This window comes from Bradyrhizobium sp., assembly GCF_036009065.1.
Taxonomy (GTDB): Bacteria; Pseudomonadota; Alphaproteobacteria; order Rhizobiales; family Xanthobacteraceae; genus Bradyrhizobium.
Window position 1 is genome coordinate 1 of the sequence record NZ_DASYMN010000380.1, and the last position, 23,947, is coordinate 23,947.

19 protein-coding genes are annotated in these 23,947 nt (G+C 61.1%); 14 read left to right on the plus strand and 5 right to left on the minus strand.

What is annotated here, in order from left to right:
• The 9 genes from rpoD to VGP39_RS23165 form a co-directional block, all read left to right on the plus strand.
• Positions 1-855 (plus strand): RNA polymerase sigma factor RpoD (gene rpoD, locus VGP39_RS23125; protein WP_327570418.1); only part of this gene is annotated, 855 nt, incomplete at its 5' end.
• A gap of 437 nt (positions 856-1,292) precedes the next feature.
• Positions 1,293-5,555 (plus strand): DUF5979 domain-containing protein, encoded by a 4,263-nt coding sequence (locus VGP39_RS23130; protein WP_327570419.1) that lies wholly within the window; start codon positions 1,293-1,295, stop codon positions 5,553-5,555.
• 143 nt (positions 5,556-5,698) lie between these two features.
• Positions 5,699-6,070: a hypothetical protein gene (locus VGP39_RS23135; RefSeq protein WP_327570420.1), complete on the plus strand. Its 372-nt coding sequence runs from the start codon at positions 5,699-5,701 to the stop codon at positions 6,068-6,070.
• Between the two features lie 172 nt (positions 6,071-6,242).
• Complete coding sequence (locus tag VGP39_RS23140; RefSeq protein WP_327570435.1) at positions 6,243-6,458, plus strand: integrase; 216 nt, start codon at positions 6,243-6,245, stop codon at positions 6,456-6,458.
• Positions 6,459-6,714: 256 nt separating this feature from the next.
• The gene (locus VGP39_RS23145) at positions 6,715-7,515 is read left to right on the plus strand and encodes a lytic murein transglycosylase (protein ID WP_327570421.1); all 801 of its coding nucleotides are present in this window, start codon (positions 6,715-6,717) and stop codon (positions 7,513-7,515) included.
• Between the two features lie 133 nt (positions 7,516-7,648).
• Positions 7,649-7,870, plus strand: coding sequence for a hypothetical protein (locus tag VGP39_RS23150; RefSeq protein ID WP_327570422.1), 222 nt, complete (start codon positions 7,649-7,651; stop codon positions 7,868-7,870).
• 8 nt (positions 7,871-7,878) lie between these two features.
• Positions 7,879-8,169 (plus strand): type II toxin-antitoxin system RelE/ParE family toxin, encoded by a 291-nt coding sequence (locus VGP39_RS23155; protein WP_327570436.1) that lies wholly within the window; start codon positions 7,879-7,881, stop codon positions 8,167-8,169.
• A gap of 244 nt (positions 8,170-8,413) precedes the next feature.
• A complete protein-coding gene (locus tag VGP39_RS23160; RefSeq protein ID WP_327570423.1) occupies positions 8,414-8,887 on the plus strand; it encodes a DUF2442 domain-containing protein in 474 nt (157 codons plus the stop codon).
• A 451-nt stretch (positions 8,888-9,338) separates the two neighbouring features.
• Positions 9,339-9,530 carry a helix-turn-helix transcriptional regulator gene (locus VGP39_RS23165; protein WP_327570424.1) on the plus strand — a complete coding sequence of 64 codons (192 nt, stop codon included), beginning with the start codon at positions 9,339-9,341 and terminating at the stop codon, positions 9,528-9,530.
• Between the two features lie 261 nt (positions 9,531-9,791).
• Here VGP39_RS23165 and VGP39_RS23170 read toward each other — a convergent pair whose 3' ends face one another.
• Positions 9,792-10,829, minus strand: coding sequence for a hypothetical protein (locus VGP39_RS23170; RefSeq protein ID WP_327570425.1), 1,038 nt, complete (start codon positions 10,827-10,829; stop codon positions 9,792-9,794).
• Between the two features lie 250 nt (positions 10,830-11,079).
• Between VGP39_RS23170 and VGP39_RS23175 the strand changes: the two genes are divergently transcribed.
• From VGP39_RS23175 to VGP39_RS23190, 4 genes are all read left to right on the plus strand, one after another.
• Positions 11,080-11,886 (plus strand): lytic murein transglycosylase, encoded by an 807-nt coding sequence (locus tag VGP39_RS23175; protein WP_327570426.1) that lies wholly within the window; start codon positions 11,080-11,082, stop codon positions 11,884-11,886.
• Positions 11,887-11,965: 79 nt separating this feature from the next.
• A complete protein-coding gene (locus VGP39_RS23180; RefSeq protein WP_327570427.1) occupies positions 11,966-12,577 on the plus strand; it encodes a LysE family translocator in 612 nt (203 codons plus the stop codon).
• Positions 12,578-13,331: 754 nt separating this feature from the next.
• On the plus strand, positions 13,332-14,570 hold the full coding sequence (locus VGP39_RS23185) for a GGDEF domain-containing protein (RefSeq protein WP_327570428.1): 1,239 nt from the start codon (positions 13,332-13,334) through the stop codon (positions 14,568-14,570).
• A gap of 266 nt (positions 14,571-14,836) precedes the next feature.
• Positions 14,837-16,603 carry a hypothetical protein gene (locus VGP39_RS23190; protein ID WP_327570429.1) on the plus strand — a complete coding sequence of 589 codons (1,767 nt, stop codon included), beginning with the start codon at positions 14,837-14,839 and terminating at the stop codon, positions 16,601-16,603.
• Positions 16,604-16,636: 33 nt separating this feature from the next.
• On the opposite strand, the gene VGP39_RS23195 is transcribed toward VGP39_RS23190, so the two are convergent.
• The 3 genes from VGP39_RS23195 to VGP39_RS23205 all read right to left on the minus strand — a co-directional run bounded on the left by VGP39_RS23195 (position 16,637) and on the right by VGP39_RS23205 (position 21,341).
• The gene (locus VGP39_RS23195) at positions 16,637-17,554 is read right to left on the minus strand and encodes a 3-keto-5-aminohexanoate cleavage protein (RefSeq protein WP_327570430.1); all 918 of its coding nucleotides are present in this window, start codon (positions 17,552-17,554) and stop codon (positions 16,637-16,639) included.
• A gap of 1,077 nt (positions 17,555-18,631) precedes the next feature.
• On the minus strand, positions 18,632-19,693 hold the full coding sequence (locus VGP39_RS23200; RefSeq protein ID WP_327570431.1) for a phospholipase D family protein: 1,062 nt from the start codon (positions 19,691-19,693) through the stop codon (positions 18,632-18,634).
• A gap of 76 nt (positions 19,694-19,769) precedes the next feature.
• Positions 19,770-21,341 (minus strand): site-specific DNA-methyltransferase, encoded by a 1,572-nt coding sequence (locus tag VGP39_RS23205; RefSeq protein ID WP_327570432.1) that lies wholly within the window; start codon positions 21,339-21,341, stop codon positions 19,770-19,772.
• Positions 21,342-22,113: 772 nt separating this feature from the next.
• On the opposite strand from VGP39_RS23205, the gene VGP39_RS23210 reads away from it, so the two are divergent.
• The gene (locus VGP39_RS23210; RefSeq protein ID WP_327570433.1) at positions 22,114-22,635 is read left to right on the plus strand and encodes a hypothetical protein; all 522 of its coding nucleotides are present in this window, start codon (positions 22,114-22,116) and stop codon (positions 22,633-22,635) included.
• Positions 22,636-23,097: 462 nt separating this feature from the next.
• Here VGP39_RS23210 and rpoH read toward each other — a convergent pair.
• Positions 23,098-23,947, minus strand: an 850-nt coding sequence (gene rpoH, locus VGP39_RS23215; RefSeq protein ID WP_327570434.1) for an RNA polymerase sigma factor RpoH, incomplete at its 5' end; no start/stop codon positions are given.

A 23,947-nucleotide genomic window follows, 5' to 3' on the forward strand; every position in this document is an offset into this window, starting at 1 on the left:
GTCCATCACGAAAAGGACCGCATCAAGGAACTGCGCCACGAAATCCAGTCGCTGGCGGCGTTGACCGGGCTCGAGATCGGCGAATTCCGCAAGATCGTGCACGGCGTGCAGAAGGGCGAGCGCGAGGCGCGCCAGGCCAAGAAGGAGATGGTCGAGGCCAATTTGCGGCTGGTGATCTCGATTGCCAAGAAATACACCAACCGCGGCCTGCAGTTCCTCGATCTGATCCAGGAAGGCAATATCGGCTTGATGAAGGCGGTGGACAAATTCGAATACCGCCGCGGCTACAAGTTCTCCACCTATGCGACGTGGTGGATCCGCCAGGCGATCACGCGCTCGATCGCCGATCAGGCGCGCACCATCCGCATTCCCGTGCACATGATCGAGACCATCAACAAGATCGTGCGCACGTCGAGGCAGATGCTGAACGAGATCGGCCGCGAGCCGACGCCGGAAGAGCTCGCCGAAAAGCTCGGCATGCCCTTGGAGAAGGTCCGCAAGGTCCTGAAAATCGCAAAAGAGCCGCTGTCGCTGGAGACACCTGTTGGCGACGAGGAAGACTCGCATCTCGGCGATTTCATCGAGGACAAGAACGCGATCCTGCCCATCGATGCCGCGATCCAAAGCAACCTGCGCGAGACCACGACGCGGGTGCTGGCCTCGCTCACCCCGCGCGAAGAACGCGTGCTGCGCATGCGCTTCGGCATCGGCATGAACACCGACCACACGCTGGAAGAGGTCGGGCAGCAGTTCTCGGTGACGCGCGAGCGCATCCGCCAGATCGAGGCCAAGGCGCTGCGCAAGCTGAAGCATCCGAGCAGGAGCAGGAAGCTGCGGTCGTTCCTGGATAACTGACAAGCCTCGCCCTCGGGGCTTTAATCCGAGGCTGCGGAGCTTTTGATCATTGGAAATCCCGCGCTCGGGCCCGGCCCGCCGACCATGCATCGACGCCGTAACCTTCGAAGCTTTCTGAATAATTGGCTGAAAGCACGACCGGCGCCGGCGGCGGCGTTGCTCGCGCAGACCGACATTTGGCGTCTCGATGCTCCGCTTCAGATTTCCTATTGCAGTTCGATTAAATACCACCTAAGGTATAGGTAATATTCTGACGTATAATTTTTCTGCGTTGGTAACAGGCGGGTCGCGCCGCTCTTTATTTCAGTGGCGGCTTTCATAAGACAAACGGCCGATCCAGGCGCGCGGGAAGTTATCCATTCGCGCCCCGGGGCCACTCTTATTCTTGAGATTCATATTGGCTGCGCCCGTTTGGTAACGCGGCCGCGGGGGTATTTATGTCCAGATTTCTTGCACGGCTGTTGCCGCTTTCGATACTGCTCGCTGGCGTGTTTGTCTCGGGTGTAGTCAACACGGCGCGAGCGCAGGTCACCGTAGCAAAGGACCTCTGCGGCCCGGCCCTCGGCGGGCCAAATGCATGCGCCGTCGGCACCGCCTTCCCGGTGGTCTTGCCCGGCACTGCGGTCTCCTACACTTTCTCGCTATTCAGCCCGACTGGAATGTCGGTCGATCTCGCAGAATCGTTTCCGCCGGGCTTCGTTCCACTGTCGACGACCTGCGGCCCTACCATGCCGGCTGCTGCATCGCAGATGTTCTTCGGTCCAATACTCCTGCCGCCCAATCAGCAGGTGCCCTGCACCATCACCGGCTATTTCAACTATCTGCCGGCCACGGCGAACAACGCGAACAATTCTGTGGCCGTATATCCTGCCGGCAATCATGTCGGCACCCCCCTTGTGGTCTCTGGCCAGGTCAACGCGGTGGTCGGTCCGCCCTCGATGATCCCGAGCGATGTCTCGATCGCAAAGACCGCAACGGTGACTGCCTCGAGCATCGGCACGGCAACGGTCCACTACGCGATCACGGTGACCAACAACGGTCCGAACGACGTCTATGGCCTGCAGTCGCAGGACCGCGTCTCGGTGCCGACGACCAGCATACCGTTGACGGTCACGTATCAAGGTAACGGAACCTGCACGCAATGGGTCACCAGCACGATGAGCGGCACGCCCGTTCCCGGCACGTCCGACTGCTTTGGCGCGGTGCCGAGCACCATTCATTCGCCCGTCTTCGTCCCGTCCACGAGCCCGGTCGATTTCGTGCAATGGAGCTACCCGCCTTTGAGTACCAGCGTCCTCAGGAGCGGCAACTCGATGGTCATCGAGTTCGATGCAGTCATTGCGGTGCCAATCGGCATGGCCTGTCAGCTGGTCGTCGGCGGCAACATTCTCCGGAATGAGGCGCATATCGGCTTCAACATCCCCGGCGCGACCACGACGACCTTTGAAACCATGCCTGGCAACAACACCAGCATGGCCCCCGTGCCGATCACGTTCAACGGAACGGTCAATCCCAACTGCGGCAAACCCGCTTTGACGATCACCAAGGCGCTGTTGCCGCCGCAGACGACCGGCACGCAGTTCGCGTGGGGCACCACCGTCAACTATGTGGTCACCCTGCAAAATACCTCCAACCAGCCGATCGCCAACGTCTCGCTGTTCGATACGAATGCAACGCTGGGCGATTTTGTCTCGGGCGGCATCGGCACGCCGGCCTTCACCGCCCAGGTGATGGGCATCACCGTGGTGCCAATCCCGGGGCTCGGAACGGCACAGCCGGTGACCGGGTATCTCAACCCGCGCTGGATGGTTGGAGCGAATATCCCATCCGTGGCCGCAAACAGCACCGTCAGCTTCCAGTTGAAAATTGAATACAGCAACCCGGAATGCGACAGCTATCCGGATGTCAAGGCAAAGCCCGTGCTCAATTTCGTCCGGGCAAGTTATTCCGACCCCACGCTCGGCGGCAACACCATCACGCTGCAGAGCGATCCCGCCATTGCGTATTTCGAGTCGCCGAAGCCCTGCAACTTCCAAGTCACCAAAAAGGTGACCAGCGCCCCACAGAAGATCGTGTTCGGCCAGAACACCAATTACACCGTCACCTACCAGAACTTGAGCGCGCAGCAGGCCACGATCGGCACCATGGTGGATGCCCTGCGGATCGTGCAGCCCGCCTACGCATCGCCTCTTAACGTCCACTACAACTACACCTGCAGCGCGACCGCGGGCGTCACGGGCTTCACGATCGTTGGCGGCACATTCCCGATCGCCAAAGCCGGAGTGGTTCAGGTTACCCCCACCGCGCTGCCGCAGCAGGGCGTGCGGATCATCCAGAACCTCGTTCCGGTCATCTTCCCGACCAACGGCACGGTCACCTGCAATGTCACGATCAATGTCGACAAGCCGGGGCCAAACCCGCGTTGCGCGCGCAAGGGCGAACTCGACAACGCCGCGATCATGGATCAGTCGGCGCTCTACGACCCCAATCTGCCCTGGCCTACCAACACCAATCCGGGTTTTTACGATCACGTCGCTCTGCCGCTGCCGCAATGCTTCAATCTCGTGGTCAACAAGGACGCCGAGATCAAGGGCGTCAATCCGCCGCCCTGGACGACACAGAATGGCGGGCCGCTCATCTATCGGCTCATCATTTCCAACCTGGGCGATCCGATCGTCGCGTCCGACCTAGTAACCCTGACCGATACCTTCGCGCCCGCGAACTATGCGGCGTCGCAGTGGACCGACCAGTGCTTCTTTAATTTTAATTTCTTGTCGGCCCCTCAGCCGCTGCAGTGCGATTTCAACTGGTCGCCGCCGCCGACCAGCAACCCATCGACGCTGAACATCCAGGCGTTGGACCACAATTGGGCGGCGAGCCCGAGCTTCCAGGTGCCCGGTCCTTATCCGGCTCCCTACCCGGCCAAACCGGGTCAGCTGTGTAACGACGCCGCCGCCACCCTCGCGGTGGGCGGGGTGAAGCCCGAAGATTGGTATCCGAATGACCCATCTACGTGGAAGACCAGCCGCTGCGTGCCGATCTTCGCCGTCACCGACTTAAAAGTCACCAAGGTCGTCGAGGCGGTCGGGCCCGCAGTGCTGCCAGCCTCGGCGTCCTTTATCGTGGAGGTGAATTGTTCGCTGATTCTCAACGGCACGAACTACGCGCCGAGCCAGCCCCTGACATTCACCCTCCCGCCAACTCCGATTCCGTCGCAGGCCGTACCCAACCTCCCGGTCGGCGCTACGTGCACGCTAGCTGAGTCCACACTGCCGACGACACCGATGCTCAACAAGGGCTGTCCCTCCGGCCTCGCGGTTTGGGTTCCCAAACTCGAACCAAAAGGCCTCGTCCTGCAGCAAGGCGGCAACGCGCTTGAAGTGCTTAACAGCCTTGTCTGCGTCAAAGGGGAAGGCGCCGGCATTCTCAAGGTGTGCAAGGTAGCCGGGCCCGGCATTGCGATCGGAACGCCGTTCACCTTCACCGCGGGCTCCAGCACGTTCACGGTTCCCGCCGGCCCCGCGCCTGGCGGCACCTGTGTAGTGGGTCCGAGCTTGGCGGTCGGTTCGAACGTTACCGTCGCCGAGACGATGCAGCCCGGGATCACCGTGTCGAGCATCGTGGTGGCGCCGGCCAATCGGCTGCTGGGCACGCCCAATCTCGCCGGCGGCACCGTCAACGTCAGCATCGGCAGCGGCGTCACCGAGGTGACGTTTACCGACAAGAAGACCGGCTACCTGGAGATCTGCAAGAAGGGCGACGTGGCTGGCAGCTTCATGGTCAACCCCGGCGGTCTCGGACCGTTCGTGGTCCCGCCGGGCGCCTGCTCGCCGGCCATCGAAGTGGAGTCGGGAACGGTCGTGATCCACGAGCTCCCGACTGCTGGCGCCAGCGTGACTGACTGCAACACCATTCCCGCAAACCAGCAGGTCGCCTGCGATCCCAAGGCCCAAACCTCGACGGTAACCGTCGTGCCCGGTGACATCTCCACCATGACCATCGCTATGATCACCAACAGCAAAGGCAAGGACCCCGGAACGCTGGCGGTGAAAAAGACTTTCAATGCGCCAACGGGCACCAGCTTGCCGGATCTCACGGGTGTGGTCTTCCCGGTCGATGTCGTATGCACGCCATCCGGCCCCAGCACCACCCTGAACCTTACCGCCGCCAATCCGTCTCAGGTGATCTCCAATATCGCGCCCGGTAGCATCTGCAACGTGGCGGAGCAGCCGCTCACGGCAACCGGGAAGTGCGACAAGCCGTTGGTATCCGTTGCCCTGCCACCGACCTATCAACCGGGACAAAACGTGACGATTGCAGCGCCGCCGGCTACGACCGGCGTCGAAGTGGCCAATCTCATGGGCTGTGTCCCGGCGGGCTCGCTCAATGTGGGAAAGAAGATGGTGCCAATTCCCGGTGCGGCTTCGCCGATTCCGCCCGGGATCACTTTCCCGGTGCAGGTGACGTGCACGCCGGCCGGCCCGAACCAGATCGTCAATCTCACCGCGGCGATGCCGAACGTGACGCTAACCGGCATCGCGGCCACCAGCGTGTGCACGCTGACGGAACTGGCCCCGATCGGTCCAATACCGTCGAACTGCGAGTGGGCAAAGCCGACTTATCCCATCGGGCAGACCGCGACCATCCCGGCGGGGTCGACCATCGAGAAGTTCGTGCTGAACCAGCTGGTCTGCAAGTAAGCACTGAGCCGGACATCGATCGAAACAAAGCGGCGGGCGAAAGCCCGCCGTTTTTTTTGCGCGCAACCCATGCTGGCCGCGTCCTTGCAACCACCGCCTGATTGCCCCAAACTTCGCCGCCGGCAACTGCAAGGAGTCCGCCCATGGCCATGATGCTCGCGCCGCTGTTGCTCAATCACCCTGCCGCGCCGGCAGCCTCCGGCGGCACCGGACCTTTCTCCGGCGGGGTCGCGCAGAACATCCTGCCCTGGAACTGGTTCGCCAATTTCACAGGCAACAGGTTCAGCTGGTTCACCGTCAATCTCGGCCGCTCCAGCGCGCCGGACGTCGAAGCCGAAATCCTCGACGACGTCGGCTCCTATGGCCGCCAGCTCGGGCGCATCGGCGACGTCCTCGAAGTCCTGGTCGCCAAGCTGCCGCGCGACACGCTGACCGAACACGAGCGCGCGGCGGTCGAGGATTTTTCCGCGCAGATGCGCGAGATCAAGGCCATCAAGGAAAAGCGGCGGGGGTAGGTTTCCCACCCGCATCCCGAGAAGCCGCGCGTCGCGCGGCGTCTCGAAGGAGAGGCGCGCTGTGTCGCATCCCCATGAGCGTTACTACCGGCAGTAGCTTCCGGCACGACCTTGGTTGCGCTATTCTTGGCCGATAGTGAGTTTGCGAGGACGGGCAATTGCCGTGTCGACGATGATCTCGGAAGTTTACGATGCCCTAATCGCCGCCGGCGCGCCGGAGGATAAGGCGCGCAAGGCCGCCGAAACGCTTGCCAACTACGACAACCGGTTCTCCCGACTCGATGGCGCAGTTCTCAAGGTTGAATATGAGCTCGCGCTGGTGAAATGGATGGTCGGCTTTGCCATCGCCCTGAACGTCGCGATCCTGACGCGGTCGTTTTTTCATTGATCGTTAATGCCCGCTCGTCATTGCCGGGCTTGACCCGGCAATTCATCTACCTCGAAAGATTTTTTGCGAAGATGGATGGATGCGCGGGCCTCGCCTCGCCGAAGGGGCTTCGGCCCCGCAGGCGGGTCAAGCCCGCGCATGACGGGGAACCGGCGATCTTTCCGAATGGCCTAGACCACCGCAAACGTTTCGCTAAGCTGGACGCCGTAGTTGCAGGCCGGATGGAACGCTGCCGCAAAACCGAGGGACTTCGTTGATGACGCAGAACAAGAAACTTGTAGCGGCCATCTTTGCGGCCTTAGCCATCCCGGCATGCCTGACCTCGCGCGCCGACGCCGCGCAATGCGGCAGTTCCGCCGCGGGCTTTCCCACCTGGAAACAGGAATTCGCAGGCGAGGCGCGGTCCAAGGGCATCAGCGCCTCGACCGTCCAGGCCCTGATGGCGACCAACTACGCGCAAGCGACCATCAACGCCGACCGCGGCCAGCGCAGTTTCTCGCTCTCGCTCGATCAGTTTCTCGCCAAGCGTGGCGCGGCGACCATCGTCGCGAAGGGGCGCTCGCTAAAGCAATCGCAAGGCGCGCTGTTTGCTTCCATCCAGAGCCGCACCGGCGTGCCGCCGGGACCGCTGCTCGCAATCTGGGGCATGGAGACCGGTTTCGGCAGCCAGCGCGGCAACCAGAACATGCTCGCCTCGATCGCGACGCTGGCCTATGATTGCCGGCGCTCGGCCTATTTCACCGAGCACCTCTACGCGGCGCTGCAGCTGATCGATCGCGGGGTGCTGTCGCCCGCGCAACGCGGCTCCATGCACGGCGAAGTCGGCCAGACCCAGTTCATGCCCAAGGCGATTTTGGCCTACGGCACCGGCAACCTCGAAGTCGCCGCCAACGCCCTGAACTCGACCGCGAACTTTCTGAAAGCGCACGGCTGGCGCGCCGGCGGCGGCTATCAGCCAGGCGAGCCCAACTTCGCGGCCATCCAGGCCTGGAATGCGGCGGGCGTGTATCAGAAGGCGATCGCGCTGATGGGCAGGCAGATCGACGGCGGGGAGTGAGGGGTTAGCGCTCGCGGCACGCCCGATGCATGGATGCTTGTGTAATCAGGTTTCTTCGCGTGTCAGTATGTTGCAGGAATCAACCGGCGCAGCGAGAGTGTCATTCCATCGGTAAGCGTGTTATATTGCCACCATGACAAAGCTGCTCGAACATGCCTTGCGCCAGGTCGAACAATTACCGGAGGGCGAGCAAGATGCTGCCGCCGGCGCGCTGCTCGACTACGTTAAACACATGCGCGAATTGCGGTTGACCGACGCGCAAGTGGCCGAAGTGCGACGCCGGCTAGCCAACCCCGATCGCAAGCTGGTGTCTCATGCCGAAGCACGAGAGCGAATCGCGAGGCTCGGTTCGTAGATGACGGCATTGAACTCGTTTGGGACGACGAGGCGCTCGCCGATCTGGAAGACATTTTCGACTGGATAGCTCAGGAAAGCCCGGCCGCGGCAAAGACCGTGGTTGACAGGCTCTTCAGCAGCACGGAATTGTTGATCGACTTCCCGTTTATGGGCCACGCCGGTCGTGAATCGAATACATTCGAATGGGCTGTGCCGCGATTGCCTTACATCGTGGTGTATGAGGTTGATCGGGCGCCACAGCGGATCGTTGTGACAGCCGTGGTTCACGGAGCTCAGGAGCGCGACGGCGGCGAGTGAGGCTACGTAAGAAGAGGCGAACGGCCAGATACAGCAAGCACGAAATCGGCGGACGCCTGTGCGGAGAAGCAACACGAAATATTTGTACTCGCGGATGTCGCTGCATTCATCCGGGCTACGCTTGCTGGATTGCTTCGTCGCAAGAGTTCCTCGCAATGACGGCTTTGCCTCACGTACCGCCGTCATCCTGAGGAGCCCGGCAAAGCGCAAGTGAAGCCGGGCATCTCGAAGGATCGCCGCAAGCGTGCCCGTGATTATCCTTCGAGGCTCGCCGCTGCGCGGCGAGCACCTCAGGATGACGGCAGCGCGTGTGCGATCTGCCCGTGGCGTGCAGAAGAAAGATGCCGAGCGCGGCCGCGTGCAATCGAGCCTCCTTCGCGTATCAGTATGTTGCATGGGCAAAACGGTGCGGCAAAAGTCCGTGGATGTGAGACGATCGCGGGACTCGACAATGTTTAAGGTGGCAAAACTCAAAGTTCTCGGCGAATACCGGCTGCGCGCAACCTTCAGCGACGGCATGGCGGGCGAGTACGATTTCGCCGCTATCGTCGCCGAGAGCGGCCCGATGGTCGAACCGCTGCGCGACCCGGCCTATTTTGCGCGCGTGTTCCTTGAAGATGGCGCCCCGACCTGGCCGAACGGTTTCGATGCCGCGCCTGGCTGGTTGCGCCGAGAGATCGAAGCGCGAGGCGCACTTGCGAGGGATGCGGCGGCTTAGGCGCGTTCCCGGCGTAGCGCCGCGATCCGCTTCCGGATGCGCCGCCACAACTAACACCGTCATCCTGAGGAGCCGCGCTCTTGCGCGGCGTCTCGAAGGATGGCCGCACACGCGCCTGTGACGATCCTTCGAGGCCGCCGCTAATGCGGCGAGCGCCTCAGGATGACGGCCTGCTTGTTTGCCGTCATTCCGGGGCGCGCCGCTTGGCGCGAACCCGGAATCCAGAGCAGCGCACCGTGCCGGATTCCGGGTCTTCGCCCAAAAGGGCGCATCCCCGACGCAAACACTCACCTCCTTGTGCGCTCCCGGCGAAGCTCCGCGATGCGTTTCCATCTATCTGTTTTTAAGATAACCCGAAAACCATACTAGACCGATTCCCCGCAAGCCAGACCGTGGGGGCTGAATTGGTAACAACACTCGGGTTGAAACGTCAAAAATCCTGATCACCTTCTTGATCGAGCACCGCAAAGCCGCCGGCCTGACGCAGGCGCAGTTGGCCGAGCGGCTTGGCAAGTCCAGGTCCTTCATAGCCCGCCTCGAGAGCGGCCAACGCCCTGTCTATGTCGTGGAGCTTCTGGAACTGGCGGAAGTGCTGGGGTTCGATGCGGGAAAGGTGATGGGGGCGGTGAGGAAGGTGAGGTGAGGGCGGGCGGTCTTGCCGTCGGAGCACCTGACATCTGGAGGTCGGGCCGCGCTTCGATTATTTGCACGTGCCTTTGTCGAAATAGCGCGCCAAACTAATTCTACGGCTTCAACCCGATCCGATCAACTTCTGTATGGAATCGACGTCGGTGCATTGATGCGGGCGGCAGCGGCGTGATTCTAAAGCGGTTCCAAATCCGATGCAGATGAATGAACGGTGTGTGGTCGATGTTCTATACTCATGCGACAGCTATCGATTGTTCTACGAGTGGCGTCCCTGAAACGCAATGCTCTGCTCAAGCCAGTTGATTATCTCGGTTACGCAACCAGGATGGTTGTAGATAGAGTGACGTAGAGATTGCAAACCAAATGAATCTTCTGAAAACGGTTGCAGGGTCAAAATACTGGCCCGTGCATCCGCGCTATCTGGCACGGATTCTACCGTAATCTCGTAACGAGATGCTTCCACCAAAAATTCCCGGCCCAAGACTGAGGTAAGAAAATTCGGCAGCAATATGGAGGAAATAAAAATCACAGCTGCGTAGCCAGTAATAAGATCGATGCTGTCTTTTAGCGAACTCCACTTCGTTGCCAAAGCAAATATCATGAGCAGTACGGCTACTACAAAAAGCTGGCCAATTATCAAATTCGATACGATATAACCGAGGCGGGCACCCGCCCTTCCGACGCTAAGGGCAAGCGAAGCCTCATCGGCAAACCCCCGAATTGCAAGCAGGCGCGGGGATAAAGCTGGCGTGATATTAAAGTTTGCTGCTTCGTCAAGCTGTTTTGGTTTGAACCACGCGCAGATATGTAATCCCAGAATCCACACAAGCATTGTGGCCAAGATCGCGCATGCGATGCGAACCCACCAATTCAAATCGTTTAAAAGCAAGGTGCCCAATGATAGGATAAGAGTAACAATGGCGAGAATAAAGAATGTTACTACGAACCGCGTGGTTGATCGCATAGGGATAACCTTGAGAAAAGGCGTCGCAAGGCTCACAAGAAGAACATTTGCGCCTTGGCCCCCCATCTCACCGATCGCCTGCATCGCAATATTCCCGCCGTGACTGTGTGCGATTACAACGTTAGGGGAATCTTTTGGTTTTGTGCATAAATGGTCACAGAGTTCAGGTACTGCTGCTGCTCGCGCAAGGACTGAATTTGCTCCGCTCCAACTAACGCATTCAATTTGAGCTTCGATGTTTCTATTGGCCAACTCTGCGTTCAGCCGCTCCCGGAATGCCGAACCGTCATTGAACCAATACGAACCCCACCAAGGATAGTCTGTCGGCACAAAGATGCCTCGACCCCAAGTTCCATGAACTAGGGTAATATTCAAATGCGCCTTGGGGCTCTCCACAATCATAAGCCTAATATACCCAACCGTAGGTTGATAGCACCTTCTTTTTAAAGCGCAGGCGTAAGACGTTTTGTCTATGGCCTCATCCCCTGCCGTGAGAACAGTGGGTTGGCGGCGTCTCGAAGAATGGCGCAGATCATGCTACAACCACCCACATTCTGCGCTCGCAAGGAATCGCTTTGTCATGCCCGCCCTCCGCCTTGCCATCTTCCTTCCCTTTCTCCTCCTCGCCACCCCCGCCCACGCCGCCCCCTGCGGCGGCGACTTCAACGCCTTCGTCGCCAACATCTCGCGGGAAGCGGCCGCCAAGGGCATCTCGCAATCCGTGATCTCGCAATCCCTCTCCGGCGTCACGCAGGACCCCGCGGTGCTCGCCTTCGACCGCCGCCAGCGCGGCACCTTCAACAAATCCTTCGAGCAATATGTCTCCACGCGCGTCGGCGCCGGCCGCATCAATGGCGGCAGGGCGATGCTGCAGCGGCATGCCGCGCTGCTCGCTAGAATCGAGCAGCGCTTCGGCGTACCGCCGACCATCATCGTGGCGATCTGGGGGCTGGAGTCGGATTTCGGCAAGGGCGACATCGGCAAGATGCCGGTGGTGCGGACGCTGGCGACCATGGCGCATGATTGCCGCCGCACCGAATTGTTCCAGGGCGAATTGCTGGCGGCGCTGCAGATCGTGCAGCGCGGCGATCTGCCGCTGCGCGACCTGGTCGGCGCCTTTGCCGGCGAGATCGGCCAGACCCAGTTCCTGCCCTCGTCCTATATCAAATACGGCGTCGATTTCGACGGCAACGGTCATGTCGACCTGCGCCACAGCGTGCCGGACGTGCTCGCCTCCACCGCCAATCTGCTGCGCACCGCGGGGTGGACGCGAGGGGCGCCTTACGGCGAGGGCACTGCGAATTTCGAGGCGATGCGCGAATGGAACAGGGCGACCATCTATCGCAAGACCATCGGCTATTTCGCCGACCGGCTGGCCGGGCGGTGAGCGCCGTGTTCGTCCGCGCTGCGATCGCGGCGCCCGCGCTGGCCGCCACGTCGGCTGGGATTGAACTGACAGGGGCCCGATGTCGCTCTCCTTCCTGCTGACCTCGCTGATCGTCATCGTCTCGCCCGGCACCGGCGTGCTGTACACGCTGGCGGCGGCGCTGACGCGCGGCGCGCGGGCCAGCATCGCCGCGGCGTTCGGCTGCACCCTCGGCATCGTCCCGCATATGCTGGCCGCGATGCTGGGGCTCGCCGCCGTGCTGCACACCAGCGCGCTGGCGTTCGCGGCGCTGAAGTGGCTGGGCGTGATCTATCTGCTCTACATGGCGTTGCAGGCGCTGCGCGAGCGCGGCGCGCTCAGGGTGGATGCCCGCGTCGATGCGCGCTCGACGCTGAAACTGATCGTCACCGGCATCCTGATCAATATCCTCAATCCAAAACTGTCGATCTTCTTCCTGGCGTTCCTGCCGCAATTCATCGCCGTGGACGAAGACCATCCCGTCGCGCGGATGCTGGAATTGAGCGCCGCCTTCATGGCGATGACGTTCGCGGTGTTCGTGGTGTACGGCCTGTTCGCGGCATCGGTTCGCGACCGCATCGTCACCCGGCCGAAGGCGATGACCTGGCTGCGCCGCGCCTTCGCCGGCGGTTTTGCGGCGCTGGGCGCAAGGCTGGCGCTGGCGGAGCGGTGAGGCTCCTTCACCTCTCCCTGCGGGAGAGGCGAAGAGGCAAGCCGGGCGATGACGGCAATGACGAGGGGAATCAAAAAGGCGGGCTTAAAAGCCCGCCGTTTTCGATCAGACAATGTGCGCCGGGGCGGCCCAGGCGGAGCTTAAGGCTCCGCCCGAGCTTTTCCGAACTACTTCTTCTTGGCTTTCTTTGCCTTCTTGGCCTTCTTCGCTGTCTTCTTCTTCGCTTTCTTAGCCATAGCATCCTCTTAGGGTTGATGGATGAAACGCGACTTCGAGGCATGCTCGGCGGAGGGCCAGCCTCGCACTATCCTCGGGTACCGATCCCAACAGATTCGCGGCGCGCTGCCCGCGACGTCCTATGACTGCCGCCGCGTTATCCACAGCTGTGTTGCGTTTTTATGCGCTTTTCATCGTTGAGATGACTCCGCGCCGCAAAACTGCGTCCGCCATGCCCGGGCTTGACCCGGGCATCCATCAATCTTCGCAAGAGTCTCGAGAAGAAGATGGATCGCCGGATCAAGTCCGGCGATGACGGCTGTGCTGGACGATCGCTTCCGTTCCCGTCACGGTTAACAGGCTGACAACGCGCCGCCGCGTTTATCAATTCAAAACCACGCCGTGGATTGCGCACATCGCGGTGACCAACCGTTAAGCGCTGCGGGGCCATCTTGCGCGACAGAAACGATGGGGATCGTCATGGGCAGGCTGATTGAGAACAGGGGAGGCGGGGCCATGCGTGTCCTGAAAGCCTAAGATGCTGAGCGTTCCGACGCTGTGGCTGGTGTTCGTCGTCAACTTCGTGGCGCTGGGCCTGATCTGGACCTACGTGGCGCGCAGCTATCCGAATTTCACCGCGGCGCGGTTCTGGACCGCCTCGGCTTACATCGCCGCCGCCGGCGCCGGCGTGTCGATGCTGCGCGGCATCGTCGACTCGATCCTGCCGCTGTTGGCGGGCGGCACCATGCTGATCCTGGCCTGCTGCCTTGCCGCCACCGGCATCCGCCGCTTCTACGGCCAGGACATGTCGTGGCGCCTGACCGCCGCCATCACCGCCTCGAGCTTTGCCGGGCTCAGCTTCTTCGTCGCCGTCGTCGACCACATGCCGATGCGGATCTTCATCTATTCGCTCGGCCAGTCGTTCCCGATCGCGCTGACGCTGAGCCTGCTGCTGTCGCGCCGCGATGGCCGGATCAATCCCGGCGCGCGCCTTGCCGGCATCATCGCCATCCTGATTCTCGCCATCAACCTGATCCGCGGCGGCGGCGCCGTGCTGCACATCGGCGGCGAAGTCTCTTTTGTGCACTTCAACGAATTCCAGGCGGCGCTGATCCTGCTCTTGGTGTTCCTGTCGATGGCGTGGAATTTCGGTTTCGTGCTGATGGCGATCGACCGGCTGCGCGCCGAGGTCGCCGATCTGGCGCTGCTCGACGACCTGACCGGGGTGGCCAACCGCCGCCAGCTGCTGCGCCGGCTGGTCGAGGAATGCGCGATCGCCGAGCGCACCAGCGAGCCGTTCGCCATCCTGGTGATCGATCTCGACGGTTTCAAGGAAATCAACGACAGCCACGGCCACGCCGCCGGCGACGCCTGCCTGCAGCATTTCACGCTGATGGCGCAGACCCGCCTGCGGCCGGGCGACCTGCTGGCACGCACCGGCGGCGACGAGTTCTGCATCGTGCTGCCGGTCACCACGCTGCGCGAGGGCGCGATGATCGCGCGCCGGGTGCTGGAGGCGGTCCGCGAGGACGCCGCCGGATGCAGCGGCGCCGATATTCCGATCGCGGCCTCGATCGGCGTCGCGCAATGGACCAGGGCGATCGGGGCGCATTCCGAGCGGCTGATCGCCGCCGCCGACCAGGCGCTGTACGAAGCCAAGAAGGGCGGCAAGAACCGTTTTGCCGTGTACGACCACGCGCCCAGGAAGACCGAGCCGTCGCCGCTGGCGCCCGCGATGGGCGCCGAGCCGATGCCGCAGCTGCGCCAGAGCGCCTGAGGCGTTCGCCTCTCCCCGCAGGGGAGAGGTCGGATCGCATGGTCACATGCGATCCGGGTGAGGGGGTTACGGACTATCGTTCTGCCGAAGCCCCACACCCGGATGGCATCTTCGATGCCATCCGACCTCTCCCCTGCGGGGAGAGGTGAACGCCTCACTCGGCCGCGCTGCGCGCGCTTCTAGCGCCGAATCCGCGGGCCGGTGAGAAACGTTGACACTCCAGCCGGATTGATCGAGCCTGAGGTTTTTCACCGCGGGAGCATATCATGGCCTGGAAAAAATTGAGCGAGCTGAAGCATTCCGAAAAGCCCTCGCCGGCCGAACTGGCCCACTATCCCGTCATGACGCACTGGTTCAATCCGACGCTGCTGTTCAAGCTGCTGGGCCGGGTCATCACCGCCGACGTGTTCGGCCAATACGCCGACCGCCGCCTGATCGAAGCGGCGCTGGATACGGCCGAGCCGGATTTTGCCAAGCGCGACGACATATCGGGCTATCTGGCGCCCGACGCCGACGGCGCGGTCTGGGTCGATTTCGTCGCCGACCTCGGCGACGGCTTCGATTCGACCTATGCGGTCGCCTATCTTCTGGCACAGCCCGCGCTGCAGGTGGGAAACCTGACGCTGCCGCGGGCCTCAGCGCTGATCATGGGCGGCGACGAGGTCTATCCGACCGCGACGCGCGACGAATACAACATCAAGACCCGGGCGCCCTATCAGTTCGCCTTTCCCAAGCAGGGCGCCAAGCAATCTCGCCCCCGCGTGCTGGCGATCCCCGGCAATCACGATTGGTATGACGGCCTGGTGAATTTTCTTGCGTTCTTCTGCCGCGAAAAACCCTCGCCGGTCGGCAACTGGCTGACCGCGCAGCGCCGCAGCTATTTCGGCTTCAAGCTGACCGATCACACCTGGGTCTGGGGCATCGACATCGCTTTGGTCGCCGACATGGACCAGCCGCAGGCGGATTATTTCGTCGCCATCGCCAAGGCCATGCCGCAAAACGCCAACGTCATCCTGTGCAGCGCCGAGCCCGGCTGGTACGGCGCCGAGCAGGAAACCAACTCGTTCCGTACCCTGAGCTACGCCGCCTGGATCGCGGAGAACGCCGGCAAATCCATCAAGATTCCGCTGGTGCTGTCGGGCGACACCCATCACTACAGCCGCTATTCCAGCGAGTTCGGCACCCAGTTCATCACCGCGGGCGGCGGCGGCGCCTTCCTGCACGGCACCCACCAATTGCCGCAGCAGATCCACGCCGAATGGCTGCGCGAGCCGGATCCCGTGCTGTCGCTGGAGCACTGCTATCCGTCCAGGGAAGAAAGCGCCAGGCTGTTGTGGGGCGAGGTGAAATTCCCGCTGCTGAACTTCGGCTTCTGCCTGTTTCTCGGCAGCCTGTTCGCGCTGCTCGGCTTTACCTGGTCGATGCTGCCGCGCCGCGACGTCGCCGTGATCGAATTTATCATTCTTGCCGCCGGGTTCATCGGATACACCGGCTACCAGGAAAAGTTCTCCGGCAAGGTGATCGGCCTGTCGCTGCTGCATGCGGCCGTCCAGTTCGCGGCGATGTTCGCGCTGACTAGGCTGTGGATCAGGCTGGATGCGATGCTGTTCGGCTTTCACGGCAACGGGCCATGGTGGGCCTGGCTGCTCGAAATCGGCATCCTGATGGGCGTGATCGGCGGCGCCGTGGCCGGACTGATCTTCGGCATCAACCTGATGCTGACCTGCCGCTATGCCGACATCAACCACAACGACGCCTTCAGCGCCATGCGCCTCGATTCGTTCCGCAACTTCCTGCGCATCCGTCTCGTCGGCAACCAGGTGACGGTGTATCCGATCGGCATGGACCGCGTCCCCCGCCGCGAGGACTGGATCGACAACCCGGCCTCGTCAGCCGATCCGCATGCCTCGTGGTTCGTCTCCAGGCAAAAGCTCGAGCCGAAGCTGCTGGAGCCCGCCATCGTCATCGGCGGCCTCGACGTCAAGCCCGCCGCGGCGACGGTGAAGAAGCCGGAGGAGCTGCCGCGGGAGTGAAGGGGAGGGGGCGCGCGGGAGTGAAAGCCCTTCTCACTCCGCCGCGCTCCGCGTCGTCCGCCCCGCGTCCGCCAGCCCGAGATGCGCGCGCGCCTGCAGCGCCGACATCGCCTGGCCGCCCAGCAGCTCGACGATGTGGCGCGCCTTGTCCACCATCACAGCGTTGCTCTCGGCCAGCACGCCGCGCGACAGGTAGACCCCGTCCTCGATCCCGACCCGGACATGGCCGCCCGCCAGATACGCCTGCGCCACCATCGGGAATGCGGAGCGGCCGGTGCCGAAGGCGGTGAATTCGCACTCCGCGGGCAGCATGCCGCGCGCGTAGAGCACGGTCTCCGGCGCCGGGCGGAATCCGTATTTCACCCCCAGCACCAGGCTTGCCAGATGCGGCCCCTTCAGCGTGCCGTCGCGGACGAGATCGTGCATCAGCAATATATCGCCGGAATCGAACAGTTCGATCTCGGGTTTTGTGCCCGCGGCATGGATCACTTTCGCCATCTTGCGCACATTGGGCGGCGTGTTGATCACGACCTGCGCGCCGAAGGTCATGGTGTTGAGATCGAGCGTCGCGATATCCGGCCGCAGCATCGCGATGTGCTCGGTGCGCTTGGCGGGGGTGAGGAACAGCGTGCCGGGCCCGGCGATTTTCGGATCCTCCTCCGACGGCGCAAACCGCCCGCCCGGGCCGGTGGTGATGTTGAGGATCAGCGCGGTGTTCTTGGCGCGGATGCGCTCCACCACCTCGCGGTAATACCCGATCTCCATCGACGGCATGCCGGTCGCAGGATCGCGCACATGGATATGCGTGACCGCCGCGCCGGCTTCCGCCGCGCCCAGGCAGGCGTCGGCGATCTGTTCGGGCGTAATCGGCAGATGCGGCGTCATGGACGGCAGCGTCTGGTTGCCGGTCACGGCGCAGGTGATGATGACCTTTTCGCGCGGCTGATGCATGGGGGCGGGCTCCGGATTTCGTAACACCCGTCATACGCGGGCTTGACCCGCGTATCCATCCTCAAAACCGTCATTCCGGGGCGCGCCTCTTCGGCGCGAGCCCGGAATCCAGCGACTATCTCCCGATTTCCAGGTTCGCCCACGCCACACACTCCACCGTCATCCTGAGAGCTTGTGAATCTATTGATTTTTGCGTTTTCCGACATGAGTCAAATCAAAGACTTAGGACCCGCAGAAACGTCGAAATTCGAATAGATTCACAAACTCTGAGGAGCCGCGCATTTGCGCGGCGTCTCGAAGGATCGCCGCGAGCACAGCTGCTTGCGGCCATCCTTCGAGGCTCGCCGCTATGCGGCGAGCACCTCAGGATGACGGCAGCGCTTTGAGTTCCCTCCACGTGACTCCGCGGCGTCGTCACGCTAGCCGTCCCTGCATGAAGCCGCAGGGGTGATCATGAGTTCCGCAACGATCCGGCCGTTCGCCGCCAACGCGCGAGCCAAAAGGCCTCTCTTACAAGAATGCTCGGCATCGTCCTCGCGCTCCTGGCCGGCGGCTCGCTGCTTGCGGCGCTGGAGCCGCCGAGCAAGCCCTTCCTCGACAAGAACAGCTTTTACCTGACCTCCGCCGGCCAAGGTGCAATTGGCCAGCGACGCCGCCGCCAAAAAAGCCCTGCACGCGCTGCCGCCGCCCCGCTTCGTGGTCCACGACAACGGCGGCAACCCGCGCTACCTCTACGCCGCACCGCAGCACTGCGTCTAACGTCTTCATCGGCACGCGCGACGCCTACCAGAACTACCGCGCCATCCTCGCCCAGCCGCTGCCGCAACCCGACGACGTGGCGCCTGACTACAAGACCCAGGCCAGCGCGCTCTTGACGGGGAATGATCCGATCGGGATCGATACGATCGGGGACGAGGCGGTGATGCCGTATTATAGTGCGTATTATTGAGGGGGTTGGCGCGGCTCTAACCCTTGGCCTCCGCCTGCGGGGCCGGTGCGAGCGTGGGGCGAGGAACCGCCTCCGGATGTATCGTGCAAAATGGCCTTGCGGCGTTCGGAGTCGGTCAAGTCAATTTTTCAATACCATCCATATAGTCGAGTAGATGTCTTGCCCCATGTTCCGAGTGCAATTGATCGATCGACCACATCGACAAGGTCTGTGCCTGGCTGGATGACGCGAAACCTCACAGGTTGTCCTTCACCGCCGATTTCGACGACCGCAATCCCATCTTTATTTTGTCTCGCCCAATTTGCGTTTGGAGTGTCGTTTGGGACGTTCAATCTCCACATACCGTTATTCTCATAGAACCTAAATAGAAATTGACGAGCCAGTCCGTCATCACACATCACAGTGGCAGTATTACCGTTTGCTACCGTCTTAAGCATCCGTGCCAATACGTCGCCCGCGTCTCTTGGAAATTCAACTTGAAGATCGTACTCGCCCGTAAATGACTGAAGGCCAGCCCACGCCACGGTAGCTGCGGAATTAGGAATTGCGGCGCCATCTTTCGGCGGTGATATGCCCTGAACCGGCTTGCCGCCAGTAGAGGGAATCATTTCCTCCGCTACTCCAAGTGCCACCAAATCCGGTGGTGAACGCGAGCGATTTCGAAGCGCGAAGTATTTTTCGTAAGAGCTTAATATGTCTTCGGTCAGTTCGGTGCCCGCGCCCCAACAATCCCTCCAAGCGTCACCTGCGGACGCACCTATGTTATCTCCGAAACGAATGTATGAACACTCAGCATTCCTTGATAATGCTCCTAAGCTTAAATTTGCTGATCCCGTAACAACAACACACCCGTCCTTGATACCGTCATCGTCATCAAATGAAGCGCCTCCCACGTAAAGCTTTGGATGAAATGTGCCCGCGAGATGGTCTACAACTTTGACATCCCACCCGTCGCTGAGCGCCGCTCTTAACGCATTCGGATGCGTGACGGCGTCCTTGGTGTCGGTGACAAGACGGCAGTCATCAACTGCGACTTCAGCGGCCAAATTTTTCATAAAGTCGAAGCCACCAACGCTCACGTATGCGACAGCTACTCCGATGACCTTAGGCTGCGATTTGATGAAACTGCGCCTGATCAATGTTTTGAAAGACCGCCCGCCCAAACCACTAGCAATTATTGCTGATGACATAGTTGGTTTCCCGCGCGAGCGTCTCATTTGGTTAGCACGGAAACGCACCTCGCGGTCGCCACCGCTTCTTGCAGAATTATAAGAGCCGCTCTTGTTTTGCCTCTTCTCGTATCGCTTTCTTGAAACCTTCAGTAAATCCAAAAGGCACCTGAGGGCGTCGATTGTCTAAGATTTGTTCGGCTGTCAGTATCTGTAACTTGGGCACCTTCATCCCGCCCGTCTCATAGAAACCGGCCGCTGCGGCCTCTTTTTCCATTTCGCGCGTCGGCTTATTCAAGCACAAGAACAGACCGAGGGCCGCCCTCTCTCGGTCCATGGTTCCCTTTAAATCTCGGACGTCGCCAGACTTTATCGCACCGCCCTTGACCGAAATGATTCCGAACTGAGGCGTGTTGTTCGCGTCTCTAAAATTAAGATAACCATCTATTCCGCGATCCATGCCTCTTTTCCCGCCCTTATAGGGTTGAGCCCCAATCGTTGCAGTGATCCACTTCTGAAATTCGTGTTTGTCCCGGTTTGCAAGGTCGCGCGCGCCTGCGTAGTCAGTTGGAACTCCACGAACGTCGAACTCTAGGCCGGGGAAGGCTTCTCTTAATCGGCGCTCAATGAGCGCAATAGCTAGGTGAGTGATGTCAATTCCAATCCAGCGGCGATTTAATTTTTGCGCAGCATGAACGGTGGTACCGCATCCGCAGAAAGGATCGAGGACTAGATCGCCCTCATTAGAAGACGCGGCAATGATACGTTCCAGAAGCGCGACAGGTTTTTGAGTCGGGTAACCAAGTGACTCACTCCCAGCGGCCTGAGAAATGTCCGTCCAACAATTGGTAACGGTGCGGCCTAAAGAGTCATCTAGGTATTTTTTGTACTGTGGTACCGCACCTGGCTTAAGCTGGACCACCAAGCCATCTTTGTAAGCTTGATTCATCCGTTCTTTTGTCCAGCGCCAGACGCGTGTAACGCCCAAAAATTCGTACGTTAGATTTGGCCGGTTGTCGTTAGGATTTAAGAGCGGCAACAATCGGTAAATGCCTCTCTCGTCCGAATGCCGATACGCCTTTTCAACGTAGTTTGGGTCGTGTGCTTCATAAGGTTGATGAAAGACCGCCTTCGAGCTTTTGGAATATCTCAATATCGTATCGGTACAGGTTGGGAAATTTATCGAGCCGAGACTCTTAGGGTTGGAGCGCTTCCATATGATTTCATTCCGATAATTTAATGCGCCAAAAATCGCATCAAGAATGATTTTCAAATAATGACTCGCCGTCTGATCGCAATGTAAATAGAGAGTTCCGGTTGGCTTTAGGACACGGCGTAATTCCGTCAGTCGAACTGCCATCATGGCCAGATAAGCCATCATGTCGTTCTCGCCAAGCGCTGCTCGCATCGCGCGAAGCATTGTCGCTGTATCCGAATGCTCGCCAGACATTATTTCGTTGAATGCACGCTCCGCAGATTCATTCCAGTGCCACGTATCGTCAAAAGCCTCGATCTGAGCTTCAGAGCCTTCGCCAGCAGGCGACTTGAACAATAAGTTGTAGTTGGAATTGGAATTGAACGGCGGGTCTAGGTAGACTAGGTCAACGCTCTCACTGGCCACGCTCTCCCGCAGAACGCCAAGATTATCGCCGTAAAAAAGCTGATTCATAGAAGCCTGCCAACTTATTTGGCTCAGTTGATTGAGCATTCTGAACTGAGTCAAATCGCAAATTTGTCTATGCGGCTTCACAACACTAATCTTCGCTAGGCGCTACTCAAAGTTTTCGGCTTGACCTAGGGCGCCCGTTTTCTAGGTCCTCACCCGTGCAAAAGATAGAACAAATAAGGAACATGCACAATGTAACCGAGCACGTGCACCTTGATTGCTGTGCGCGGAATTCGAGAGCTCAGCGTGATTGCTCCGGCGTTGCCGACATTCTTCAGCGTGCATGCGCGAGGAGAGGGTCCACCCGCCCCAAAAATTTAATCTTTCTCCGCTTGACATATCTTCCCACTAGACTAAATTCTTTCCTATCCCGCCCCACTTGAGGGGCGTTGCCGGGACGCTTGTAGCGCGGGGCGGGATGCGGCGCCTGCGGGCGTGGGGGTCGTTCCCTGCGCACCCGGGGGGCCTTGGGTAGCCGTCCGGGCCCACTACGGGGCTCTGCCTTCAATGGCTGGACGGGAGCGGGTGAAGGGCGGGGAAACCTGCCTGGATCAGCGGGCGTTTGCTCGTGCCTGCTGCCGGAAGCACGGCCCCAAGGTCGAAGAAGTCGCCGCGGCGGGACGCCGAGAGGCGTTGCCGTGTGCCTCTGTTTCCCGGCGATCCGGGAAACATGCCGCGGCGCTGTTAGGTGCGCCTTTCGGCGTTCCGCTCCCTCCCCTTTGTCGGAGGGAGAAAGCTGAACCTCCCACTCACGTGAAGCAATTTGCGGGCAGCGATGACGCTCGGCCCGAGGAAGGAGCATGCCATGAAAGCAAAACCGAAGCAGCAGGACGAGCCGTCCGATGTCGAGCGCTTCCGCTACGAACTCGCGCTCGACATTAACCGGCGGGTGGCGGAATCTCTCGAAGCCTGGACCACCTGCGAGAACGCGCGATGCCGCCGCGCCCAGCGCTGCGCCGGCCCGGATTGTGAATGCATCGCCAAATGGCGTGCATCGTTGCCGCCGCTTTCGCCCGAACAAGCCAAGGCGCACCTGACGAATTTCAAGATAGCACTCGACGTGCGCATGCGCCTAGGAGAGACCGTCACTGCGGAGCAACTCTCGGAAGCAATTCGCAAGGAGAAGGCGGCACGACGCGCGGCAATGCCGCTGCAAGAAAGCGACATGCCGGCGCCTGTTGTGGAGGGGACGAAGCTTGCCCCGGAGAAGCAGGAGCGGATCAACCGGGCCGGGAATGATTGCGTCGCGGAGCAGGACAGAGCCCGCGAGCCGGGGCCGCGGATTACGCGGCTGTAGGAGATGGATCTGCGCGCGCCGCTGCTCTTCACCTCGCCCCGCTCTGCGCGGGGAAGAGAGCCTGCCCTCGGGCTCGACCCGAGGGTCGGCGCGAAGCGCCGGGTGAGGGGCCAGGCACTGCGCTTGCCGCAATTGCCGGACTCACGGATCGAGAAGCTTTGCAACGGTTTTCAACGTCGTGGCTGCGACCCGAGAGTCATTTCATCGTGGCGCAGCATTGCCTCGCCCCTCACCCGAAACCCGCGCTGCGCGCGGGTTTCGACCTCTCCCCGCGAAGAGCGGGGCGAGGTAAGGAATGCGCCGCTGCGCTTTGCCCAACAAAAAAGCCGGCGTTGCCGCCGGCTTTCGTCCTCCTATGCTGCCATCGTCATACGCGGGCTTGACCCGCGTATCCATCTTCTTCGCAAAACTCTTTCGAAGCGGATGGATTGCCGGGTCAAGCCCGGCAATGACGGCCGGCGTTCAGTGCGCGGCTTCCATCGTGGCGGCTTCCGCCTTCGCGATGGTGTGCTTGACCGCGCTCTGCACCTTCTCGAAGGCGCGCACCTCGATCTGGCGGACGCGTTCGCGGGAGACGCCGAACTCGCTGGCCAAATCTTCCAGCGTCATCGGGTCCTCGGCGAGGCGCCGCGCTTCGAAGATGCGGCGTTCCCTGGGGTTGAGCACGCCGATCGCGCCGTTCAGCGCCTGCCGGCGATGATCGAACTCCTCGTGCTCGGCCATCAGCACTTCCTGGTTGGGCGAGGTGTCGACCAGCCAGTCCTGCCATTCGCCGGCTTCGCCGTCGTCGCGGATCGGCGCGTTCAGCGAGGCGTCGCCGCCGAGCCGGCGGTTCATGTCGACCACGTCCTGGGCCGTGACGCCGAGGCGCTTTGCGATCAGCTGCACCTGGTCGGGATGCAGATCGCCCTCGTCGAGCGCGGAGATCTTGCTCTTGGCTTTCCGCAGGTTGAAGAACAGTTTCTTCTGGTTCGCGGTGGTTCCCATCTTCACCAGCGACCACGATCGCAGGATGTACTCTTGAATCGAGGCCTTGATCCACCACATGGCATATGTGGCGAGTCGAAATCCCTTGTCGGGCTCGAACCGCTTCACCGCCTGCATCAGGCCGACATTGCCTTCGGAGACTACTTCCGAGATGGGCAAGCCGTAGCCGCGATAGCCCATGGCGATCTTGGCCACGAGCCGGAGATGGCTGGTGACAAGGTGATGCGCCGCGTCCCGATCGTCATGTTCGCGCCAACGCTTGGCGAACATGTATTCCTCCTGCGGTTCCAGCATCGGGAACTTGCGGATCTCGGCGAGGTATCTA